Annotated in this window: 21 protein-coding genes; 14 read left to right on the top strand and 7 right to left on the bottom strand. The window is 54.5% G+C overall.

Annotation, left to right across the window (positions count from 1 at the left end):
• Positions 1 to 26 precede the first annotated feature (26 nt).
• The 7 genes from pyrC to KW828_RS02000 all read left to right on the top strand — a co-directional run bounded on the left by pyrC (position 27) and on the right by KW828_RS02000 (position 4788).
• The gene (pyrC, locus tag KW828_RS01970) at positions 27 to 1073 is read left to right on the top strand and encodes a dihydroorotase (RefSeq protein WP_218334756.1); all 1047 of its coding nucleotides are present in this window, start codon (positions 27 to 29) and stop codon (positions 1071 to 1073) included.
• A 74-nt stretch (positions 1074 to 1147) separates the two neighbouring features.
• Positions 1148 to 1393, top strand: a complete 246-nt coding sequence (gene dinI, locus KW828_RS01975) for a DNA damage-inducible protein I (protein ID WP_088219672.1) — start codon at positions 1148 to 1150, stop codon at positions 1391 to 1393.
• Positions 1394 to 1707: 314 nt separating this feature from the next.
• Positions 1708 to 1962, top strand: a complete 255-nt coding sequence (gene bssS / locus KW828_RS01980) for a biofilm formation regulator BssS (protein ID WP_088219673.1) — start codon at positions 1708 to 1710, stop codon at positions 1960 to 1962.
• Between the two features lie 117 nt (positions 1963 to 2079).
• Positions 2080 to 3201 carry an N-methyl-L-tryptophan oxidase gene (gene solA / locus KW828_RS01985; RefSeq protein WP_218334757.1) on the top strand — a complete coding sequence of 374 codons (1122 nt, stop codon included), beginning with the start codon at positions 2080 to 2082 and terminating at the stop codon, positions 3199 to 3201.
• Between the two features lie 56 nt (positions 3202 to 3257).
• Positions 3258 to 3374 (top strand): YceO family protein, encoded by a 117-nt coding sequence (locus KW828_RS01990; protein ID WP_218334758.1) that lies wholly within the window; start codon positions 3258 to 3260, stop codon positions 3372 to 3374.
• A 269-nt stretch (positions 3375 to 3643) separates the two neighbouring features.
• The gene (locus tag KW828_RS01995; protein WP_218334759.1) at positions 3644 to 4210 is read left to right on the top strand and encodes a cytochrome b; all 567 of its coding nucleotides are present in this window, start codon (positions 3644 to 3646) and stop codon (positions 4208 to 4210) included.
• A gap of 2 nt (positions 4211 to 4212) precedes the next feature.
• Complete coding sequence (locus KW828_RS02000) at positions 4213 to 4788, top strand: YceI family protein (protein ID WP_218334760.1); 576 nt, start codon at positions 4213 to 4215, stop codon at positions 4786 to 4788.
• Between the two features lie 46 nt (positions 4789 to 4834).
• Here KW828_RS02000 and KW828_RS02005 read toward each other — a convergent pair whose 3' ends face one another.
• Positions 4835 to 5884, bottom strand: a complete 1050-nt coding sequence (locus KW828_RS02005; RefSeq protein ID WP_218334761.1) for a rhodanese-related sulfurtransferase — start codon at positions 5882 to 5884, stop codon at positions 4835 to 4837.
• A gap of 222 nt (positions 5885 to 6106) precedes the next feature.
• Between KW828_RS02005 and KW828_RS02010 the strand changes: the two genes are divergently transcribed.
• Both KW828_RS02010 and mdtG read left to right on the top strand, forming a co-directional pair.
• Entirely contained in the window at positions 6107 to 7027 is a 921-nt protein-coding gene (locus KW828_RS02010; protein ID WP_218334762.1) for a Kdo(2)-lipid IV(A) acyltransferase, read from the top strand.
• 157 nt (positions 7028 to 7184) lie between these two features.
• The gene (gene mdtG, locus KW828_RS02015; RefSeq protein WP_218334763.1) at positions 7185 to 8420 is read left to right on the top strand and encodes a multidrug efflux MFS transporter MdtG; all 1236 of its coding nucleotides are present in this window, start codon (positions 7185 to 7187) and stop codon (positions 8418 to 8420) included.
• Here the strand turns inward: mdtG and KW828_RS02020 are convergent.
• Positions 8354 to 9277 (bottom strand): AraC family transcriptional regulator, encoded by a 924-nt coding sequence (locus KW828_RS02020; protein ID WP_218334764.1) that lies wholly within the window; start codon positions 9275 to 9277, stop codon positions 8354 to 8356. The genes mdtG and KW828_RS02020 overlap by 67 nt on opposite strands.
• Positions 9278 to 9466: 189 nt before the next feature.
• Between KW828_RS02020 and KW828_RS02025 the strand changes: the two genes are divergently transcribed.
• The 4 genes from KW828_RS02025 (at position 9467) to KW828_RS02040 (ending at position 14232) form a co-directional block, all read left to right on the top strand.
• On the top strand, positions 9467 to 11248 hold the full coding sequence (locus tag KW828_RS02025; protein WP_218334765.1) for a DUF2264 domain-containing protein: 1782 nt from the start codon (positions 9467 to 9469) through the stop codon (positions 11246 to 11248).
• A gap of 33 nt (positions 11249 to 11281) precedes the next feature.
• Complete coding sequence (locus tag KW828_RS02030; RefSeq protein WP_218334766.1) at positions 11282 to 12550, top strand: oligosaccharide MFS transporter; 1269 nt, start codon at positions 11282 to 11284, stop codon at positions 12548 to 12550.
• An 18-nt stretch (positions 12551 to 12568) separates the two neighbouring features.
• Entirely contained in the window at positions 12569 to 13759 is a 1191-nt protein-coding gene (locus tag KW828_RS02035) for a glycoside hydrolase family 88 protein (protein WP_218334767.1), read from the top strand.
• 98 nt (positions 13760 to 13857) lie between these two features.
• Positions 13858 to 14232 carry a MysB family protein gene (locus KW828_RS02040; protein ID WP_088219681.1) on the top strand — a complete coding sequence of 125 codons (375 nt, stop codon included), beginning with the start codon at positions 13858 to 13860 and terminating at the stop codon, positions 14230 to 14232.
• Here KW828_RS02040 and KW828_RS02045 read toward each other — a convergent pair whose 3' ends face one another.
• The 3 genes from KW828_RS02045 to mdoG form a co-directional block, all read right to left on the bottom strand.
• Positions 14233 to 14460 carry a YceK/YidQ family lipoprotein gene (locus KW828_RS02045; protein ID WP_218334768.1) on the bottom strand — a complete coding sequence of 76 codons (228 nt, stop codon included), beginning with the start codon at positions 14458 to 14460 and terminating at the stop codon, positions 14233 to 14235.
• Between the two features lie 70 nt (positions 14461 to 14530).
• Positions 14531 to 17059, bottom strand: a complete 2529-nt coding sequence (gene mdoH, locus KW828_RS02050) for a glucans biosynthesis glucosyltransferase MdoH (protein ID WP_218334769.1) — start codon at positions 17057 to 17059, stop codon at positions 14531 to 14533.
• Positions 17052 to 18587, bottom strand: coding sequence for a glucans biosynthesis protein MdoG (gene mdoG, locus KW828_RS02055; protein ID WP_218335352.1), 1536 nt, complete (start codon positions 18585 to 18587; stop codon positions 17052 to 17054). The genes mdoH and mdoG overlap by 8 nt, the downstream gene beginning before the upstream one ends.
• Positions 18588 to 18857: 270 nt before the next feature.
• Here mdoG and mdoC point away from each other — a divergent pair, with 270 nt between their 5' ends.
• On the top strand, positions 18858 to 20003 hold the full coding sequence (mdoC, locus tag KW828_RS02060; protein ID WP_218334770.1) for a glucans biosynthesis protein MdoC: 1146 nt from the start codon (positions 18858 to 18860) through the stop codon (positions 20001 to 20003).
• A gap of 22 nt (positions 20004 to 20025) precedes the next feature.
• On the opposite strand, the gene KW828_RS02065 is transcribed toward mdoC, so the two are convergent.
• Positions 20026 to 21513: a phospholipase D family protein gene (locus KW828_RS02065; protein ID WP_218334771.1), complete on the bottom strand. Its 1488-nt coding sequence runs from the start codon at positions 21511 to 21513 to the stop codon at positions 20026 to 20028.
• Positions 21446 to 21988: an O-acetyl-ADP-ribose deacetylase gene (ymdB, locus tag KW828_RS02070; RefSeq protein ID WP_218334772.1), complete on the bottom strand. Its 543-nt coding sequence runs from the start codon at positions 21986 to 21988 to the stop codon at positions 21446 to 21448. Before ymdB ends, KW828_RS02065 begins: the two co-directional genes overlap by 68 nt.
• Positions 21989 to 22065: the final 77 nt, after the last annotated feature.

Here is a 22065-nt window from a genome sequence, read left to right on the forward strand (position 1 = left end):
GATTACCACGCAAGCCGGAGCACACCATGACAGCACAACCCCAGGTTTTGAAAATCCGCCGCCCAGACGACTGGCACATTCATCTTCGCGACGGCGACATGCTGAAAACGGTGGTGCCTTATACCAGTGCGCTGTATGGTCGGGCGATCATCATGCCGAACCTGGTGCCGCCCGTCACCAGCGTTGACGCTGCCATCGCCTATCGCCAGCGGATTCTGGACGCCGTGCCTGCCGGGCATGATTTCACGCCGCTGATGACCTGCTATCTGACCGACACGTTAAACCCTGACGAAATTGAGCGGGGCTTTAACGAGAAGGTGTTTACCGCCGCCAAACTTTATCCGGCCAATGCCACCACCAACTCCAGTCACGGCGTGACCAGCATTGATGCGATTATGCCGGTGCTGACGCGGATGGAAAAACTCGGTATGCCGCTGCTGGTACATGGCGAAGTCACCCATGCCGACATCGATATTTTTGACCGCGAGGCGCGCTTCATTGACACCGTGATGGAGCCGCTGCGTCAGCGCTTGCCGGGGCTTAAAGTGGTGTTTGAACATATCACCACCAAAGATGCCGCTGATTATGTGCGCGAGGGCAATGAGCTGCTGGCCGCCACCATTACGCCGCAGCATCTGATGTTTAACCGCAACCATATGCTGGTGGGCGGCGTGCGCCCGCACCTGTACTGCCTGCCGATCCTCAAACGTAATATTCATCAGCAGGCACTGCGCGAGCTGGTCGCCAGCGGATTTACGCGCGCCTTCCTCGGTACGGATTCCGCGCCGCATGCCCGCCACCGTAAAGAAGCAAGCTGCGGCTGCGCAGGCTGCTTTAACGCGCCGACGGCGCTGGCGAGCTACGCCACCGTATTCGAAGAGATGGGCGCGCTGGAACATTTCGAAGCCTTCTGTTCGCTGAACGGCCCGCGTTTTTATGGCCTGCCGGTAAACGAAACCTTTGTGGAGCTGGTGCGTGAGGAGGAACAGGTGCCGGAGAGCATTCCGCTGACCGATGACACCCTGGTGCCGTTCCTGGCCGGTGAAAAGGTGCGCTGGACCGTGAAGCGTTAAAAATCCGCTGCCCCCTGTTGTAAATCAGCAATAATGACTGTATAAATAAACAGTACATTACACAGGGGGCTATTATGCGTATTGAAGTGACTATCGCCAAAACCACAGCCTTACCGCCGGGCGCTATTGATGCGCTGGCCCAGGAACTCTCCCGCCGCGTCTGTGATGACTATCCCCACAGCGAAGGCAAAGTCTCCGTGCGTTACGCCACCGCCAACAGCCTGACGGTGTTTGGTGCGGGCAAAGAAGACAAAGACCGCGTCAGCGAAATTCTCCAGGAAACCTGGGAAAGCGCCGACGACTGGTTCAGACAGGATTAATCTAATGCCGGGCGCAGCTGATGCCCGCGAATAAATCATCCGAAGCAGTACCCTCATTGTTCTTTTTGCCGGGTCGCCCCGGCTTTTTTAATTATTTTTTCCGTCGCTTTCTTATTGAAATCAAATGATGGCGAAAAAACAACCTGCAAGACCTCCCTCTTTCTTTCAAAAAAATTTAAATAAAAAATCGAAATGGCCGATAGATCTAATAATTAACGCATTCATGTTAATTATTGATATACTTAACTTGCTTCAGAAAAACACGCATTGAACCTCAAGAATCGTTGTATTCACGCACGCATTAGGGGGTTGAAATGGTTAAAAATAATGAAGTCATTCAAACTCATCCGCTTGTTGGGTGGGACATCAGCACCGTCGACAGCTACGATGCCATGATGCTGCGTTTGCACTACCAGACCCCAAGCCAGCCCGACCGTGATGACACTGAGGTCGGACAGACACTATGGCTTACCACTGAAGTTGCCCGTCAGTTTATTTCGATTCTGGAAGCAGGGATCGCCAAAATCGAATCCGGCGACTTTCAGGCGGACGAGTATCGCCGACACTAGAACATGCGTATCTTTTGTCCTACAGGCACCCTCAGGGGTGCCTGATTTGTTTCTGCGCTTGTATATCGCATAGAGGTTATTTACTCTGCCGGGTGAAGAATTTGCCAGGAGAGCGTAATGAAATATGACCTGATCATCGTCGGCAGTGGCTCGGTGGGAGCCGCCGCAGGCTACTATGCCACGCGCGCCGGGCTGAACGTCCTGATGACCGATGCCTGGCTGCCGCCCCATCAGCATGGCAGCCACCACGGTGATACCCGACTGATTCGCCACGCCTACGGCGAGGGGGAAAAATATGTTCCCCTGGTGCTGCGCGCACAATCCCTGTGGGATGCGCTGGCCGCTGACAGTGGAGAAGCGGTCTTTGAGCGCACCGGCGTGATTAATCTTGGTCCTGCGGATTCCGCTTTCCTCGCCAATGTCGCCCAAAGCGCCCGTGAATTTAACCTCGAGGTTGAACGCCTTGATGCCGACGCGCTGATGGCCCGCTGGCCGGAGATCCGCGTGCCGGAGGGCTATATCGGCCTGTTTGAATCACAGTCAGGCTTGCTCAGAAGTGAACTGGCGGTCAAAACCTGGATCCGCCTCGCCCGTGAAGCGGGCTGCGCGCAGCTGTTTAACTGCCCGGTCACCGCCATACATCATCATGATGACGGCGTGACCATTGATACCGCCGACGGTCAGTACAGCGGCGCAAAACTGCTGGTCAGCGCCGGTACCTGGGTGACCCGTCTGCTCCCGTCCCTGCCGGTGCAGCCGGTACGCAAGATCTTCGCCTGGTATCAGGCCGATGGCCGTTACAGCGCCAAAAATAATTTCCCGGCCTTTACCGGCGAAATGCCGTCTGGCGAGCAGTTTTACGGCTTCCCGGCCGAGAATGACGAACTGAAGATCGGCAAGCATAACGGCGGACAGAGTATCACCACGGAAGAAGAGCGCACCCCGTTTGGCAGCGTCGCCACCGATGGCTCTGAAGCCTTTCCTTTCCTGCGTCAGTTCCTGCCTGGCATAGGCTGCTGCCTGCATGGCGCAGCCTGTACCTATGATAATTCCCCGGACGAGGACTTTATCATCGACACGCTGCCAGGCCATGACAACACGCTGCTGATCAGCGGCCTGAGCGGGCACGGCTTTAAGTTTGCCCCGGTACTGGGAGAGATCGCCGCACAGTTCGCGGCAGGAAGCGATTCTGCCTTTGATCTCGCGCCGTTCGCGCTACGCCGCTTCGATAAACGCTAATCCCCCCAGGCCCGCTTCTGCGGGCCAGTTTTGCTGATCCGATCACCAGGAACGCTATGCGTCGTTTATTTGAATTTTTCATGAATAATATTCGCGAGCACTTCATGCTTTATCTCGCCTTCTGGTTACTGCTTGGCGTGCTGGATATTATCTATCTCTATTTAATTGATTAAAAACGCCTGACAAAAATTGACAGTTCCTGAAGATCAGCGCATTTCTGCACAATTTTTTTGAATGAAGGTTATAACTTATAACACCCAGGAATCACGGCATTGCCGTCTGATGGCGTCATTTACTACGAAATCACTGAACGCTTTTCGCGTTATTCAATCAATAAAAATGAATGAGTAAAATTATTGTTCATTTTTGTTATTAATAAGTTGCAATCTTATTTTCACCACGCCATTTTACCCTCTCCTTGTTATTTAAAACGGACATTTATATGCAATGGCGTAATTCTCCCCGCCGTTATGGCGCACTGTCGATGGCCCTCCACTGGCTGATGGCGCTGGTGGTTTATGGGATGTTTGCCCTTGGGTTGTGGATGGTGACGCTCAGCTATTATGACGGCTGGTATCACCAGGCACCGGAACTGCATAAAAGCATCGGCATTCTGCTGATGATGGGCCTGGTGATCCGTCTGCTCTGGCGCGTGATCTCCCCGCCGCCTTCGGCGCTGAAATCCTGGTCGCGCACGACCCGTCTTGCCGCCGTAGCCGGCCATGTCGCCCTGTACGGTCTGCTGTTTGCCATTGTCTTCAGTGGCTATCTGATTTCCACCGCCGACGGTAAGCCCATCAGCGTCTTTGGCTGGTTCGAGATCCCAGCCACCTTTGCCGATGCGGGGGTACAGGCCGATCTGGCAGGTGAAATCCATTTATGGCTGGCCTGGAGCGTGGTGATCCTCTCCGCGCTGCACGCGCTCGCCGCGCTTAAACACCACTTTATTGATAAAGATGACACCCTTAAGCGCATGCTGGGTAAATCATCCCCTGACTCTGGAGCGTAACGATGAAGAAAAGTATTACCGCCCTGGCGCTGAGCGCCCTGCTGTTCACTACCGGCTCCGCCGTGGCCGCTGACTATAAAATTGATAAAGAGGGCCAGCATGCCTTCGTTAACTTCCGTATTCAGCATCTGGGCTACAGCTGGCTGTACGGTACGTTCAAAGACTTTGATGGCACCTTTACCTTCGATGAGAAAAACCCGGCGGCAGATAAAGTGAACGTCACCATCAACACCAACAGCGTGGACACCAACCACGCCGAGCGTGATAAACACCTGCGCAGTGCGGAATTCCTGAATGTCGCGAAGTTCCCGCAGGCGACCTTCGCCTCCACCGCTGTGAAGAAAGACGGAGATGCGCTGGATATTACCGGCGATCTGACGCTGAATGGCGTCACGAAGCCCGTCACGCTGAAAGCGAAGCTGATTGGTCAGGGTGACGATCCGTGGGGCGGCGTGCGCGCAGGCTTTGAAGCGGCGGGTAAAATCAAGCTGAAAGATTACAACATCACCACCGATCTCGGTCCGGCGTCTCAGGATGTGGATCTGATTATTTCGGTAGAAGGTGTGCGTAAGAAGTAATGCATGATGATGCCGGGTGCGCCAGTGCGTCACCCGGCATAAAGTATTATTCCGGGTCGGGGATGCCGAGCGTGGTATTAAGACGACCCCGCGATTTATTGAAGATCTTGTTGCCGTTTTCACGTCCTGCCCGACGGCGACGTTGCTCTTCTTCCGGCAGCGCCCGCTCTTCCTGACACAACACACTGCAACAGCCGCTGAATTTCTCGGCACAGGCCGGACACTGAATAAACAGCAGATGACAGCCGTCGTTCAGGCAGTTGGTATGGCTGTCGCACGGCGTGCCGCACTGGTGGCAGTGGGCAATCACATCGTCAGAGATCCGTTCACCCATCCGCTCATCAAACACAAAGTTTTTACCGATAAAACGTACCGGCAGCCCCTGCTCACGGGCGCGACGCGCGTATTCAATGATCCCGCCTTCGATGTGCCACACTTTGTTGAAACCATTATGTTTCATCCAGGCGCTGGCTTTTTCGCAACGAATACCGCCAGTGCAGTACATGACAATTTTCTTGTCTTTATGCTCCTGCATCATTTCGACCGCTTTCGGCAGTTGCTCGCGGAAGGTATCCGCCGGGATCTCCAGCGCATCTTCGAAATGTCCTACTTCGTATTCGTAGTGGTTACGCATATCAATGAACACCGCGTCGGGATCGTCGAGCATGGCGTTGACTTCCGCCGCCTTCAGATAATCCCCCACGTTGCTGGCATCAAATGTCTCATCTTCTATGCCGTCGGCGACGATACGGTCGCGCACTTTCATGCGCAGCACCCAGAAGGATTTTCCGTCATCGTCCAGCGCCACGTTCAGACGCAGGCCGTCCAGCGCCGGATCGAAACCATAAAGGCAATCACGTAGCGCCTCAAACTGACTTTGCGGCACGCTGATTTGCGCATTGATACCTTCATGTGCTAAATAAATGCGCCCGAAAACATTAAGCGCCGTTAATGCCTGATAGAGGGCATCGCGCGTCGCTTTCGGATCGTGGATAGTGAAATATTTATAGAATGAAACCGTGGTGCGCGGCTCGGCTTCCGCCAGCATACGCGCCTTCAGTTCCTCATTCGAAATGCGGTTGTGTAACACTGGCATGGTGTACTTTTCCTGCAATCATTAGAGATGGATGAAAAACGGGCGGCATCATATAGCAAATACTGTTAATTTACATCCACACATTTTGCGCTACATTTCACTCATCAGAAAAAATATCATGCAGCGACGCTCTGGAATTCACGCTTTCTTCGGCAGGAATGCCGGTTAATTTATTTTAGTGCGAAGGCTTTAACGCACGGCTTGTCGAATCACAGGAATGACATGACACATCTACCAAAATTTTCCACCGCCTTACTCCACCCTCGCTACTGGTTAACCTGGTTTGGCATTGGTTTGCTGTGGCTGCTGGTGCAGCTTCCGTACCCGGTGATTTACCGGATGGGGATGGGGCTGGGTCATCTGGCGTTGCGCGTGATGAAGCGCCGTGTGCAGGTTGCCAGCCGTAATCTGGAGCTGTGTTTCCCGGACATGAGCGCCGAGGCACGCCGCGAACTGGTGGTGAGGAATTTTGAATCCGTCGGCATGGGGCTGTTTGAAACCGGTATGGCGTGGTTCTGGTCGGACAAACGTATAGCGCGCTGGGCTGACATCATCAATTTCGAACCGGTATACGAATTGCAACGCCAGAAGCGCGGCATTTTGCTCATCGGCGTGCATTTTCTGACGCTTGAACTGGGCGCGCGCATGTTTGGTATGCAGACACCGGGAATTGGCGTCTATCGGCCGAACGATAATCCGGTGATCGATCTGCTGCAAACCTGGGGACGCCTGCGCTCCAATAAAACCATGCTCGATCGCAAAGATTTGAAAGGCATGGTGCGGGCGCTGAAAAACGGTGAAGTGGTGTGGTATGCGCCGGATCATGACTACGGCCCACGCTCCAGCGTGTTCGTGCCCTTTTTCGCCGTCGAGCAGGCGGCAACCACCTCCGGCACCTGGATGCTGGCGCGCATGTCCAATGCCAGTGTGGTTCCTTTTGTGCCGCGCCGTAAACCGGGCGGTAAAGGCTATGAACTGGTGATGCTGGATCCGCTTAACGATCCGCCGCTCGATGATGCAGAAACCACCGCGACCTGGATGAACGGCGTGATCGAGAAATGCATTATGATGGCCCCGGATCAGTACATGTGGCTGCACCGCCGCTTCAAAACCCGCCCGCAAGGCGTCCCTTCGCGCTATTAACCTTCAACTGCAGGCCGGGTAAGCGGCAGCGCAACCCGGCATCTTCTCCCCTCCCCTCTAAGCTTTAAGCGCTCTCCGGTTTGCGGCACTCTTTCAGCAGGCGTATGCTTAGCAAGCTTATTATTACTTCTACTGATAACTCTGTGACCGGATGACTATGTCCCCCTCTGCGAACCCTCTGAACTGGAAACGGAATCTTGCCATTGCCTGGATCGGCTGTTTTCTTACCGGCGCGGCCTTCAGCCTGGTGATGCCTTTTCTGCCGCTCTACATTGAGCAACTAGGCGTCAGCGGCCACAGCGCCCTCAATATCTGGTCCGGCCTGGTATTCAGCATTACCTTTCTGTTTTCCGCCATCGCCTCGCCGTTGTGGGGCGGGCTGGCGGATCGCAAAGGCCGCAAACTGATGCTGCTGCGCTCAGCGCTCGGCATGGCGATTGTGATGATGTTGATGGGTCTGGCGCAGAATATCTGGCACCTGCTTATTTTGCGCGCCTGTCTGGGTTTACTCGGCGGTTTTATTCCCAATGCCAATGCACTGATCGCCACGCAAATGCCGCGAAACAAAAGCGGCTGGGCGCTGGGAACACTTTCGACGGGCGGCGTGAGCGGCGCATTATTAGGGCCGCTGGCAGGCGGGCTTCTGGCCGACAACTACGGTTTACGCCCGGTGTTTTTCATTACGGCCAGCGTACTGTTTATCTGCTTTTTACTGACGCTGTTCAGTATCCGCGAAAACTTTACGCCGGTCGCCCGGAAAGAGATGCTGCACGCCCGGGAAGTGATCGGCTCGCTGAAAAACCCCAGACTGGTGCTGAGCCTGTTTATCACCACATTAATTATCCAGGTTGCCACCGGCTCCATTGCGCCTATTCTGACGCTCTACGTGCGCGATTTGGCGGGGGATGTCAGCAATATCGCCTTTATCAGCGGCATGATCGCATCAGTACCTGGCGTGGCGGCCCTGTTAAGCGCGCCACGGCTGGGTAAGCTCGGGGATCGCATTGGGCCTGAAAAAATTCTTATCGCCGCGCTGATGGTGTCGGTTTTACTGCTGATCCCGATGGCCTTTGTGCAGACGCCGCTACAGCTTGGCGTGCTGCGTTTTCTGCTCGGCGCTGCGGATGGTGCGCTGCTGCCGGCAGTCCAGACGCTGCTGGTCTATAACTCAGCCAATCAGATTGCCGGGCGCATTTTCAGCTATAACCAGTCCTTCCGCGATATTGGCAACGTCACCGGCCCGCTGATCGGCGCGGCGGTATCTGCCAGCTATGGCTTTCGCACTGTATTTTTCGTCACCGCGTCGGTGGTGATGGTGAACGTGTTCTACTCCTGGCTGAGTCTGCGGCGGCCTTCGATACGTTCATCCATGACGGCCTCACGCGATAGCTGACTGGTGAGATGGGCTTTACGATATTGCAGCGGCGTTTTGCCCATATGTTTCTTAAAGCAGGTAATAAACCAGGCGTATTCCGTGAAGCCCGCCAGCCGGGCAATCTCACGCACCGAAAGGCGGGACTGTAACAGCAGTTCACAGGCCTGCCGGAGCCGCCTCATCACCAGATATTCCTGAAGCGTGCCGCCTGTCTCATCATGAAATCGCCGCGAGGTGTGGCCCCTGGAACATCCCATGGCGTCAGCCATCTGCTGTAACGAGCAGGAGGTCTGATAATGTTCCTCAATCCAGCCGATCAGCCGGGTCGAAAAGGTATGTTTACCGCTGGCCTGTTGCTGCTCCGGTAACAAGCTCAGCAACTGCATCACCAGAAATGCGCTGTCGCTGGTGCTGAACAAATCGCCGGCGATCCATTTCTCAAAGCGCTGCAATAATGCCTCAATAGCGTCTTGTTCCGCGCTCACATCAAAGACACGCGCTTTTTCCCCTCGCCCACACAATTGCCTTAATAGCGCCTGCTGGCGCGGAAAGTCGCGGCAGTATTGCTCCAGCAGAGTGCTGTTGAAATGAATGGTGGTGCGGTGATAGCGGTTCCGTTCATTCTGCTCAACATACACCTTGTGCAGTTTTCCCGGCGGGAAAATAAACAGCCGGCCTGGCTTTACGGTGTATTGCTGATGCTCGACCAGCGCAATTCCGACGCCCTGCGACACCGCCAGAATTTCGACGCACTGATGCCAGTGGTAATAGTTGGCGGGCATATCCGTCATACGATTAAAGTAAATGGCTTTCTCATTGAGCCGAATATATTCCAGATAATCCACGGCATCGTTATTTCTTGCACGGTCGGTCATGACGTTACCCTTATGCCGGTGTTAATAAACTTAAACTTTTATCATCTCAGTAAAATTTCAGGTCGATATTGCCGCAAGATTTTTATTTTGATGATGTCACCTGCTGACAAACTCGACCCGCGTCACATTTGTAAACCTTCGCGTATCTTTATTATCCGCCTGTCATTACTTCCTGAGTCAGGTGAAATTATGCGGACAAAAGACGATTATTGTGAGCGGGTAAAAACGTGGCTCACCGCAGCAACAGCCGGGTTTTCCCCAGGTCGTACGCAAATAAAAATGGGCGAAACCAGCGCGCAATATTCTGCCAGCATCGCCGGCATGGAAGGCTTTTCTCGTTTGCTGTGGGGACTTTTCCCCCTCTTAAGCGGCGGCACGACGACGCCGTTATGGGCAGATTTTCTGGAGGGTATTCGGCATGGGACCGATCCGCAGCATCATGAATACTGGGGCGATCTGGAGGATAACGATCAACGCTGTGTGGAGATGGCCGTCTTTGGGCTGGGGCTGGCATTGCCAGGCAGTCCACTGTGGGGGGCATTAACCGCCAAAGAACAGGACCATCTGGTTCGCTGGTTACGACAAAGTGCCACCATTAACGTTCCCGATAATAACTGGCACTTTTTCCCGGTACTTATTCAGGTGGGTTTAAAATGCGTTGGCGCGGATTACGACATGATGGTTATTAACCAGCATCTGGACGCGGCCGAGGCATTTTATCTGGGCAACGGCTGGTATTCTGACGGCAAAGACAAACCGCGGGATTATTATATTGCCAGCGGCTTTCATTTTTACGGACTGCTGTACAGCCACTTTATGCAGGATGTGGATCCGCAGCGGTGTATGCGTTATCGCCAGCGGGCACGCCAGTTTGCTCAGGATTATATTTACTATTTCACCCCGACGGGTGCCGCGATCCCTTTCGGTCGCAGCCTGACCTATCGATTTGTGCAGGTCGCTTTCTGGAGCGCGGTTGCCTTTACCGGCCTTGATGTTTTTACGCCAGGCATCATAAAAGGATTAATTACCCGCCATCTGGATGACTGGCTGACCAGGCCGTTTATTATGCGCGATGGCCTTTTCAGCATCGGCTATCACTACCCGAATCTGGTGATGGCGGAGGACTACAACAGTCCGGGATCGCCATACTGGGCGCTGAAAGCGATGCTGATCCTCGCCCTGCCGGATAACAGCGAATTCTGGCAGGCCGAATGCGAGCCCCTGCCTGCGCTGGCGTCGATCCATTGCATTGCAGAAGCCGGTCAGTTCATTATCCGCAGCGACCGCGATAATCACGCCTTTCTGTTGATGTCCGGTCAGTTCGACCGCAATAATTTTGTTAATTTCGAGCAGAAATACAGCAAATTTGCTTACTCCAGCCATTTTGGTTTTACCCTCGAACGGGGACGTTACGGGCTGCGCCATGCGGCCTGCGATTCCATGTTGCTGTTCAGCGCCGGCGATGATTACTATCGGGGGCGTCGTGAATGTGATGAGGTCGCCATTACCCCGGATTACTTGCGCTGCGACTGGCGTCCCTGGGCGGATGTGCGGGTCACTACCTGGCTTATTCCTGCCGCTGCCGCGCATATTCGCCTTCATCACATCAGCACTCCCCGTGCGCTGGACTGTTGCGAAGGCGGCTTTGCCGTTGATCATCATGCGCTTACCGACAGCCTTTCCGAGAGTAATGGCCTCACCCTGCGCGCCAGCAGTGGCATCAGCCAGATTGTTGATCTGCTGAACAGACGGCAACCCTCCACGGTGCTCACGCCACCGGGCAGCAATATCCTGTTTGCCCCGCCCGCGATGATCCCCTGTTTACAAACCACCTTAAACGCCGGGTCGCACTGGCTGGCAACCTGGGTCGCCGCCACGCCAGGCCATCTACAGACGACCTGCGAGGCCGTGTATTTCGACAGCGAGCAGCGGCAGCTTCATGTCAACGGCAGAACCATTGAAATTAACTAACGACGCGCCCTCACCGGCGTCAGGAGGAAAGGGATGTCAGAAAGTATTCAGTCGACACGTTCGGCCTATATCAAGCTGAGCTTATTTGTCTTTTTATTCAGATTTACCTGGGCGGCCAGTTTCGGGATGTATGCCATCTGGCTGGGTGATAAAGCAGGCCTCGATGCAATGGCGATTGGTACCGTATTTGCGGTTAACGGTATTTTTGCCGTCGCCATTAAACCGGTTTATGGCTTTATCATGGATAAAATCGGCATGAGTAAACGCCTGCTCTATTTTGTCTCGCTGGTTTCAGCATTAATGGCACCCTTTTTTATCTGGTGTTATTTGCCGCTGTTACAAACGCATTTTATCAGCGGCATGATTGTCGGCGCGCTATTTTTCAGTTTTGGCTGGTACGCGGGGGTGGCGGCAGAGGAATCTTACGTTGACCGCTTCAGCCGTCTTTATGAAATGGAATTTGGTCGTATTCGGATGTGGGCGGCGCTTGGCTGGGCGACCGCCTCCTCGTTTTCCGGCTATTTCTATAATCTGTCACCGAAAATTAATTTTATTATCAGTAGCCTCTCTGCGCTGTGCGTCTTTGCCGTGCTGTTAACCCTGAAAGTTGACCATTTTGGCAAAGAAGAGAATAACGTGCTGTCGAAAGATAAAATCGTATTAGCGGATGTATTTAGTCTGTTCGCTAATAAAAAATTCTGGATGTTCTCGTTATATATCGCCGGTGTGGCGTGGATGATGTTCATTGCCGAACAGCAGTTTTCGCGTTATTTCGTGACGTTTTTTGCGACGAAAGAACAGGGCAATGCCATGTTTGGTTATATGAGCACCGCCCAGTCGTGTGCCGAATTTTTTAGCATGATGCTGGCCCCCGCGATCGTTAACCGTATCGGCGCCAAGCAGGGGATGCTGCTTACCGGCGTCATTATCAGCCTGCGACTGGTGATCTCCGGCCTGACGGATGATCCGACGATTATCTGCATCATCAAACCGCTTTACGGCGTGGAGATGGCACTGATTCTGGTGTCGGTCTTTAAATATATCGCCGAGCATTTTGATAAACGCATCAATGCCACCATGTACCTGCTCGGCTATCAGGCGATGATCTACGTCGGCTCGGTGGTCATTGCACCGCCTGCGGGATATGCCTATCAAAAAATAGGGTTTGAGCAAACCTATCTGATCATGGGGATGGTGGCGCTGGCGTTTACCCTCGTTTCGGCGTTCACCCTTTCTCGTTGTTATCACCATATTAAACCGTCTGCTGTCTCTGAAAGCGGCGGGCAAGCTACTACTTTTTAAACCCGCGGAGGGATGAACATGTCTGAGAGCAGGGAAAAAGAAAATATCGGCCTACACACGTTGCATGACGGCGAGCGGGAACAGATCGCCCGCACCATCCGGGAAAGCGTGCCGCATGTGTTAAAGATAATTGACAGCAATATGGCCTGGTTCGGGACCCGGTTTCCCGATGCGGCCTGCCAGAACGGCATTTATCCGATCATTGATAATACCGAATGGACCACCAGCTTCTGGACCGGTCAACTGTGGCTGGCCTGGGAGTGGACGCAGGATGTGAAATACCGCGCGCTGGCAGAGCAGCACATTGAAGCGTTCGCCCGTCGCATTGTTATGCGCGATCACACCAATCATCATGATCTCGGCTTTCTGTATACCCTCTCCTGTCTTGCCGGAAAAAAGCTGACCGGCAAGCCGCAGGCGGGATATATCGCGCTGCTGGCCGCCGAGGCGTTAATGGAACGCTATCATGAGAAATGCGGCATTATTCAGGCGTGGGGAGCGCTGGATAATCCAGAGCAGCAAGGGCGCATGATCATCGACTGCAACATGAATTTGCCACTGCTGTACCAGGCCAGCGAAATCAGTGGCAATGCCTGCTATGCCGACGCCGCCAGACGGCATATCGACCAGGCGCGCCGTTACATCGTGCGCCCGGATGGTTCCACTTTTCATACCTATTACTGGGATGTGGTCACAGGCACGCCGCGTTTTGGCAATACGCATCAGGGATGGTCAGATGACTCCTGTTGGGCCAGGGGTCAGGCATGGGGTATTTACGGTTTCCTGCTTAATTATCGTTACACCCGTGATGAACGTCTGCTGGCATTGAGTCAGGTGCTGGCGAATTACTTTATTAATCGCCTGCCGGAAGATTTGGTTTGTTACTGGGATCTCTCCCTGACCGATCCTGCCAGCGAGCGAGACAGCTCCGCGTCTGCGATTGTTGTGTGCGCGCTACTGGAACTGATTTCGGTGCTACCGCTGACGCATGCGGATCGTGAAAGTTATGAAACCCTGGCGTTGAGGATGCTGAACGAGCTAATCACGCGTTATGTTAATCGCGAACCAGTGCCGGGTGCGGGTCTGCTGAAACATTCGGTTTATCATTTTAAAGGGAATGCTGGCGTGAATGAATGCTGCTGCTGGGGCGACTATTTTCTGCTGGAGGCGATAACCCGGGCGAGTAAGCCATGGAACAGCTACTGGTAAGCCACGGCCAGGAACTGTTTTTGCACTTTCATACTTGCGATGCGTGATCTTCAACTATTCTTTCCCTGAACATCACATCCAATTACAGGGAGAAGACAATGACTATGTATGCCACGCTGGAAGAAGCCATTGATGCTGCACGTGAAGAATTTCTGGCGGCGAATCCGGAACTGGATGAAGAAAACGCAAGTGTGGAGCAGTTTAATATCCAGAAGTACGTGCTGCAGGATGGTGAGATCATGTGGCAGGCCGAGTTTTTAGCAGAAGAAAGCGACGACGGCGAATGTATGCCGATGCTGACCGGCGAAGCCGCACAAAGCGTTTTTGATCGTGATTTCGACGAGATCGAGATCCGTCAGGAGTGGCTGGAAGAAAACACCCTGCATGAATGGGACGAAGGTGAATATCAACTCGAACCGCCACTGGATACCGAAGAAGGCCGCGCGGCAGCCGATGAGTGGGATCAGCGCTAATTATTCATAGGGGCCGTGATGGGCGTCCAGCGGCAGCAACAGCGTGTCGAACACCAGCGAGAACGGCAGATCGAGTACCGTAAGGTAGCGCCAGCCTGAATCGCGAACGTCCCATTGTACGCCGGGATAGTACTGGTTACCGTGGCCCTGCCCCGGCAGGGTACGACTGATAATGCTGCCGCATCCGCTCAGCAACAGCGCCATAATGGCGACAGCGATAATTTTCACGCTTCCCTCCTCTAATCCACTCAGACAAAAAAATACCGGCCTGCTGGCCGGTATTATCGTTACGTTCTGCTTACTTACCGTTAAGCGCCTGCGGATTAAGCTGTAGCGCTTCGTAATGGCTGATCCACGACGAGTAACGCTCCGGTGCCGCCCACACGCGATAATGCATGCGTGACAGCGTGACCGGGTCGCTTAACAGCACCAGCCGACGATCGCGCGTCAGTTTGTCCGGCGTTTCGTTCAGCGCCTGTTCCACATGGCGATCGCGGGCGATCTCCAGCACGTGGCTGGCACGGTGACGAGCCGTCGCCATTGCCGTGGCCAGGGCGTTAAATGACGGGTTAAACACCGCGTGCATAAAGCCATCGTCCAGCGCACGCGCACGGTTAATGGTCAGATATTTATCGGTATCCACCAGCACCTGCGGCGGGGAGTACTCTTCCGGGATCAGGAACAGTTTCCAGCGTTTGGTGCGCAGACCCACCGTGGCGCGGCTGGAAATCACCGACACGAATGGCGAGAGGATCAGCGAGAAGACGATCGGTGCCAGCCAGAACAGGAAGCGCAGATCCAGCCACGCCATTCCGGCGGCCCACACCAGACCCAACAGCAGCTGCGAGCCGTGACGCATGAAAGCTTCACCCCAGGGGGTGGAGTCGTCATCACGCTGCGGCGAGTTCCAGACCACTTCCCAGCCGAGGAAGGCGCTGACCACGAACACGGTGTGGAACAGCATACGCACCGGCGCAAGCAGCACGGAGAACAGCACTTCCAGCAGCAACGATAAGGTCACGCGCAGGAAACCACCGTACTCTTTCGGACCTTTGCACCACACCAGAATGATACTCAGCAGTTTCGGCAGGAACAGCAGCACCATGGTGGATGCAAAGAGCGCGATCGCCAGTTCAGGACGCCACTGCGGCCACACCGGGAACAGCTGGCGCGGTTGCAGGAAGTATTGCGGTTCGGTCAGCGCGTGCACTACCTGTAAGGCGGTTGACAGTGCGAGGAACATAAACCACAGCGGTGCCGACAAATAGGACATCACGCCGGTCAGGAACACCGCACGGTGTACCGGGTGCATCCCTTTCACCAGGAACAGGCGGAAGTTCATCAGGTTACCGTGACACCAGCGACGGTCACGCTTGAGTTCATCCAGCAGGTTTGGCGGCAGCTCTTCATAAGAGCCCGGCAAGTCGTAAGCGATCCACACGCCCCAGCCCGCACGACGCATCAGCGCAGCTTCCACAAAGTCGTGAGACAGAATAGAGCCGGCAAACGAGCCTTCACCCGGCAACGGTGCCAGCGCACAGTGCTCAATGAACGGCTTGACGCGGATAATGGCGTTGTGACCCCAGTAGTGGGATTCACCCAGTTGCCAGAAGTGCAGCCCGGCGGTAAACAGCGGGCCATAAACGCGGGTGGCGAACTGCTGGCAGCGCGCATACAGCGTATCCATGCCCGACGCTTTCGGCGAGGACTGAATAATACCGGCGTTCGGATTGGCTTCCATCAGACGCACCAGACCGCTCAGGCAGTCGCCGGTCATTACGGAGTCGGCGTCCAGCACCACCATATAGCTGTATTGATTACCCCAGCGACGGCAGAAGTCATCGATGTTACCGCTTTTGCGTTTCACGCGACGGCGACGACGACGATAGAAAATCTGCCCTTCGCCCTGCACTTCCGCGATCAGCTCCATCCAGGCTTTCTGCTCGGCCACGCAAATATCCGGGTTGTAACTGTCGCTCAGGATATAGACGTCAAAGTGCGCGGCATTGCCGGTAGCCTTGACCGATTCCCAGGTCGCGCGCAGACCCGCGTAAACGCGATCCACGTCTTCGTTACAGATCGGCATGATCAGCGCGGTACGGTGTTCTGGATTAAGCGGTTCATCCCCGACCGTAGAGTGCGAAATGCTGTATTTGTCTTTGCCGATGAGCAGCTGTAAGAAGCCCATCAGCGCCGTCCAGAATCCGGCGGATACCCAGCAGAACAGCACCGCAAACAGGATCAGGATGCCGGTTTGCAGCACGTATGGCAGCAGCTGCATGGCTGACACCAGCAGGTCCTGGCCCACCATATCAGTCGGGTTGATCAGCGCCCAGCCCTGATAAGGCAGGATGGTTTTCATGTACCAGGTGGCAACGACCGTCTGGGAGATCGTCAGCAGCAGCAAAATGTAACGACGGACGGTGCCCATCATTCGCCACTGCTTTTCGCTCTCTTGCTGCTCTTTGGTCAACCGGGACAGGTAGCGCGGCGGCACATCGCGACCGCGCAGACGATCCCAGAAACGACCAATCGGGTTGGTGCGCCACTGCTCAGGAAACATAGAAGAACGCGTGGCTTTCGGCATCGCCTCAAGCTGGGTACGCCCTTCGTCATCTTTGATCAGTTGACCTTCGCCAAGCGACTCGGGCCAGACCTGTTGCAGACGCGTCTGCACCGAGCCGAGCGGGGTGTCATCGTCCCGCTCGAAATGACGGTGCTCAGCATCCAGCGCTTCGTGCACGGCGCGGAGGTCCGTGGTCGGCAGCGCCGCTTTCTCAATATCAGAAAGCGGCAGCGCGTCGATATACTCAGTAGTCTTATTCATTGGCAGGTAGCTGATAGCTCCAGGTTTCACTCAGCGGCTGCTCGCCATTTACCAGCGCAGCACGCATGTCGGTCGTCGCTTTCGGATCTTTCACCTTCACGCGCAGGGTTAAACGCCAGCCATGGGTTACCGGGTTATAACGCACGGCTTTTTCAACGATTTCACCGTTATCGCCAATACTGGCCTGCGCAGTGACAGGGGTATCCTGCGGCAGTTTTTTCATATCCTGGCCTACGAAGTCCACGACGAAAGCAATGGTGCCATCCGGTTGACGGATAAGGTTAGATTGCTTCACATCGCCGGTAGAGCGGCGAGTTTGCAGCGCCCAGGCGTTGTCCGGCGCATGCAGCTTGTCTTCATCGCGGCTGAACGTGATGCTGTACTTGAAGTTCATCTCTTTACCCGGCTCAGGAAGCTGATCCGGGGTCCAGTACGCCACGATGTTGTCGTTGGTTTCGTCGTTGGTCGGGATTTCAACCAGCTCGATTTTACCTTTGCCCCAGTCGCCCTGTGGGGTCACCCAGGCGCTCGGACGCAGATCGTAGCGATCGTCCAGATCTTCAAAGCGGGAGAACTGACGGCCACGTTGCAACAGGCCAAAGCCCTGCGGGTTTTCCATCGCATAGCTGCTGACGGCCAGGTGTTTCGGGTTATTCAGCGGACGCCAGATCCATTCGCCATTACCGGCATGAATCGACAGACCGTTAGAGTCGTGCAGTTCCGGGCGGAAGTTGGTCGCCGGCGACGGCTGCCCTGGCCCGAACAGGAACATACTGGTCAGCGGTGCCACGCCCAGCTTGCCCACTTTGTCACGCAGATAGACTTTCGACTGTACATCCACCACGGTATCGCGACCTGGAATGATCACAAAACGATAAGCACCGGTTGCCCGCGGGGAATCCAGCAGCGCATAAATCGTCAGGCGTTTGTCCGTCGGTTTTGGACGCTCGATCCAGAATTCACGAAAACGCGGGAACTCTTCACCGGAGGGCAGCGCGGTGTCAATCGCCAGACCACGGGCCGACAGGCCATAGGTTTGCCCTGCGCCAATGACGCGGAAATAGCTGGCGCCCAGCATACTGACGATTTCGTCATTTTTATCTTTGCTGTTGATTGGATACAGCACTTTAAACCCGGCAAAACCCAGGTCTTTGACGGTGTCTTTGTCATGCTGAACGTTGCCGAAATTGAAGTAATCCGGGCTGTATTTGATTTTACGGACCGCAGTTGACGTCACTTCATTGACAGTGACCGGCGTGTCGAAATACATACCCTGATGATAGAACTCGAGCTTGAATGGGGTTTTAACGTTATTCCAGTAGGCTTTCTCGTGATTGAACTGGATCTGCTGATAGTCCGCGTATTTCATCTCACGGAACACAGAAGGCAGGTTGCTTTTAGGGGCTTCATAGCCTTTACCGGCTAAAGACTGTGCCTGTTTTGCTACGTCATCGAGGGTAAAAGCCCAGCCCGATGAGGAGTACAGGGATAACAGTACCGCTGCGCCTAACCAACGCATTTTCATCACTTGTTGTTTATGTTTCATATAACTAAGCACTTCCCCCTTTGTGTGCTTAAATCGATCCATCCATTTTAATGGAAGTTCTGGCATTCCGACAACTTAATCCCGGCTTTGTTCGCGTGCTGGCTCAGTGTGTAAGCAAATGAAAGTCCACCATTATCAATTACGCGTTTATCCTGGAGACAGATTGTTTTAGTTAGTGTAGGGTTGCCACCGAATGTACCCTTTATTTAGCCTACGGAATAAGGCGAAAAGTCTGATACTGCATGGAGTTATATGAACAAAATCCCTGCACAGCGTGAGTATTTTCTGGATTCCATCCGCGCGTGGTTGATGTTACTCGGAATCCCCTTTCATATCTCACTTATCTACTCCAGTCATATCTGGCACATTAACAGCGCCACACCGTCGTGGGGCCTCACCCTGTTTAATGATTTTATTCATTCATTCCGGATGCAGGTCTTTTTTGTCATCTCTGGTTACTTCTCTTATATGCTCTTTTTGCGCTATCCGGTGAAACGCTGGTGGAAAGTGCGCGTCGAGCGTGTCGGCATTCCGATGTTAACGGCCATTCCGCTGCTGACTCTGCCGCAGTTTATGATGTTGCAGCATGTTAAAGGCAAAACGGAGAGCTGGCATACGCTGTCGGCCTATGACAAATACAACACGCTGATTTGGGAACTGGTTTCGCATCTGTGGTTCCTGCTGGTGCTGGTGGTACTGACCACGCTGGGTGTCTGGCTGTTTGGCGTGATCCAGCGCCGTCTGAAACCCGGAAAATTCTTTCCCGACATCGGCATGGGCAAACTCACGCTGCTGTTCTTGCTGCTTGGCGTGCTTTACGCCGCCCTGCGCCGCACCTTGTTGATTACCTGGTCGCCTGTCCTCAGCGATGGACTGTTTAACTTCACCGTGATGCAGACGCTGTTTTACGTGCCCTTCTTCCTGCTGGGCGCACTGGCGTTCATCAGTCCACGCCTGAAAGATCTGTTTATTACCCCCTCCCCCGCCTGCCTGCTGGGATCGGCGCTGGCGTTTTGCGCCTATCTCCTCAATCAGCGGTACGGGAGTGGCGACGGCTGGATGTATGAAACGGAAAGCGTGATCACAATGGTGTTGGGGCTGTGGATGGTGAACGTGGTCTTTTCGTTCGGGCATCGCCTGCTGAACTTCCAGTCCACACGCGTCACCTATTTTGTGAATGCCTCACTGTTTATTTATCTGGTGCACCATCCGTTAACGCTGTTTTATGGCGCATGGATCACTCCGCACATCCATTCGAATCTGCTGGGCTTTTTGACAGGGCTGGTGTTTGTGGTGGGTGGGGCGCTGATCCTTTACGAAGTGCATCTGCGCATTCCGCTGCTGCGTTTCCTGTTCTCGGGTAAGCCGCAACAGCAGCCGGTGAAAAGCGAGGCCTGAAACCTGCGTGGCTACTCGTCGTTCAGAGTAGCCACTCTACCGGCAGCCGATAGACGAAACGTACCAGCAGACGCTGCCAGAAGCGGGTCTTAGGCTCTTTTTTATGGACAATCTCCACGCCGTCTTTCTGCTCGATCCAGTTGACTCTTCCCCAGCGATCGAGCCGTAATTCCCACGCCATATCGCGCTGACTTTGCAGAAAACGCTGGTGGACCCGCGCCGCCAGCTGCTCGCTGTCGATAACAAAGCCCATTTCCGTATTCAGCATCGCCGAGCGCGGATCGAAATTAAACGAGCCAATAAAAACTTTACGGCCATCAATGCTGAAGGTTTTGGCGTGCAGACTGGAGCCGGAGTTACCGGTCAGGCCGCGGTCATGAGGATGGCGGCCCCCTTCGTGGGTCGGTTTAAGCTCATACAGCTCCACGCCATGTCGTAATAATTTTTTGCGCCAGCGGGCGTAACCGGCATGCACGACGGCCACATCATTAGCTGCCAGCGAATTGGTGAGAATGGCGATTTTGACGCCTTTGCGCACCAGTTGCAGCAGTTGCGCCACACCGGAGCGGGTCGGGACAAAATAAGCGGAACAGATGTCTATTTGCTGCTCCGGCATACCCATGACATTCACCAGGCGCTGCGGCAACAGCGTATGATTGCGCGCTCTGCCCTGCCCTTTGCGAGGATCGTCGCTCAGCAGGCGCGTTTTTGCCCACATCAGCGGTAGCGAGTTCGTCTCCAGCAGCGTGCCGAAGCGGGTAGATTCCAGCTTGTTCAGATAACGCTTTGCGGTGACATCGCTGTACCAGGATTCCGGGATACGGATATGCTCCTCGATCTCTTCTTCAGGAATATCCAGCACATCCTGGAGAGTAGAAACAGATTTACAGGTCCAGTAACGCTCAAAATCATGGCTCACGTCCGCAACGACCGGCCCAATAGCCAGCACATCGAGATCGGTAAACAGCGGCTGCTCCCCCGCGCCAAAATAGGCATCGCCGATGTTTCTGCCGCCCACCAGCGTCACCTCACCATCAACCGTGAAGCTTTTGTTGTGCATACGCCGGTTAAGACGCGCGAAATCAGTAAGATAGCCGAGGGCCCGCAGGGTACGAAAAGAGAAAGGATTGAATAAACGCAGTTCGACGTTTGGATGCGCGTCCAGGATGCGCAGCGTACCATCCATACCGACAGTATTGTTGTCGTCCAGCAGCAGGCGTACTTTTACGCCACGGCTGGCAGCGTCGAGGATCACGGACAGCAGCAGCCGCCCGGACATATCGTCTTCCCAAATATAGTACTGAATATCAAGGGTGCGTTCGGCCATTTCCACCAGCCGGTAACGCGCGGCAAAAGCGTCAAGGCTGTCATCCAGCACCAGTAAACCGCATTCACCAGGATGCGCCGCACAGACCGGGGCAATAGCCAGCCCCAGTCGTGTATTATGCGCCGGGTTCCTCTCCGTGTTGGGTAAGGAGACGCTGGTAAAGTCGGGTAGTTTCATCGTCATAACAGACAAAGTATACCTCGCCAAACGAAGGGCGACGGGTTAGATATTCTGAAACTGTATTTACCGCAATTTCGGTCGCCGCCGCTTTCGGATAGCCGTATACCCCGGTGCTGATGGCCGGAAAGGCAATCGAGTGATAGCCGTTTGCCTCCGCCAGCTTCAGGCTGTTGCGATAGGCATCTTCCAGCAGTCGCGCTTCGTGGTGCTCGCCACCCTGCCAGACCGGACCGACGGTATGGATCACTGCTTTCGCCGGTAACTCGCCTGCCAGGGTGATCACGGCATGACCGGGCGGGCATTCCCCCTGCTGCTGACGCACCACTTTACAGGCCTCCAGTAATGCCGGACCCGCTGCACGATGGATAGCGCCATCCACCCCGCCACCGCCCAGCAAAGAGGGATTTGCCGCATTGACTATGACATCCACCTGTTGGGTGGTGATGTCACCTTTAATGACTTTTATTCGCGAGTTCATGTTCGCCTCTCTTAACCTCGTTCATTAGGGTAAGTGTACAGCAGCGAGAAAACGTCTGGCAGCGTTATTCAGCGCCA

The sequence above is a fragment of the Enterobacter sp. ENT03 genome, from assembly GCF_019218745.1.
Taxonomy (GTDB): Bacteria; Pseudomonadota; Gammaproteobacteria; order Enterobacterales; family Enterobacteriaceae; genus Enterobacter_D.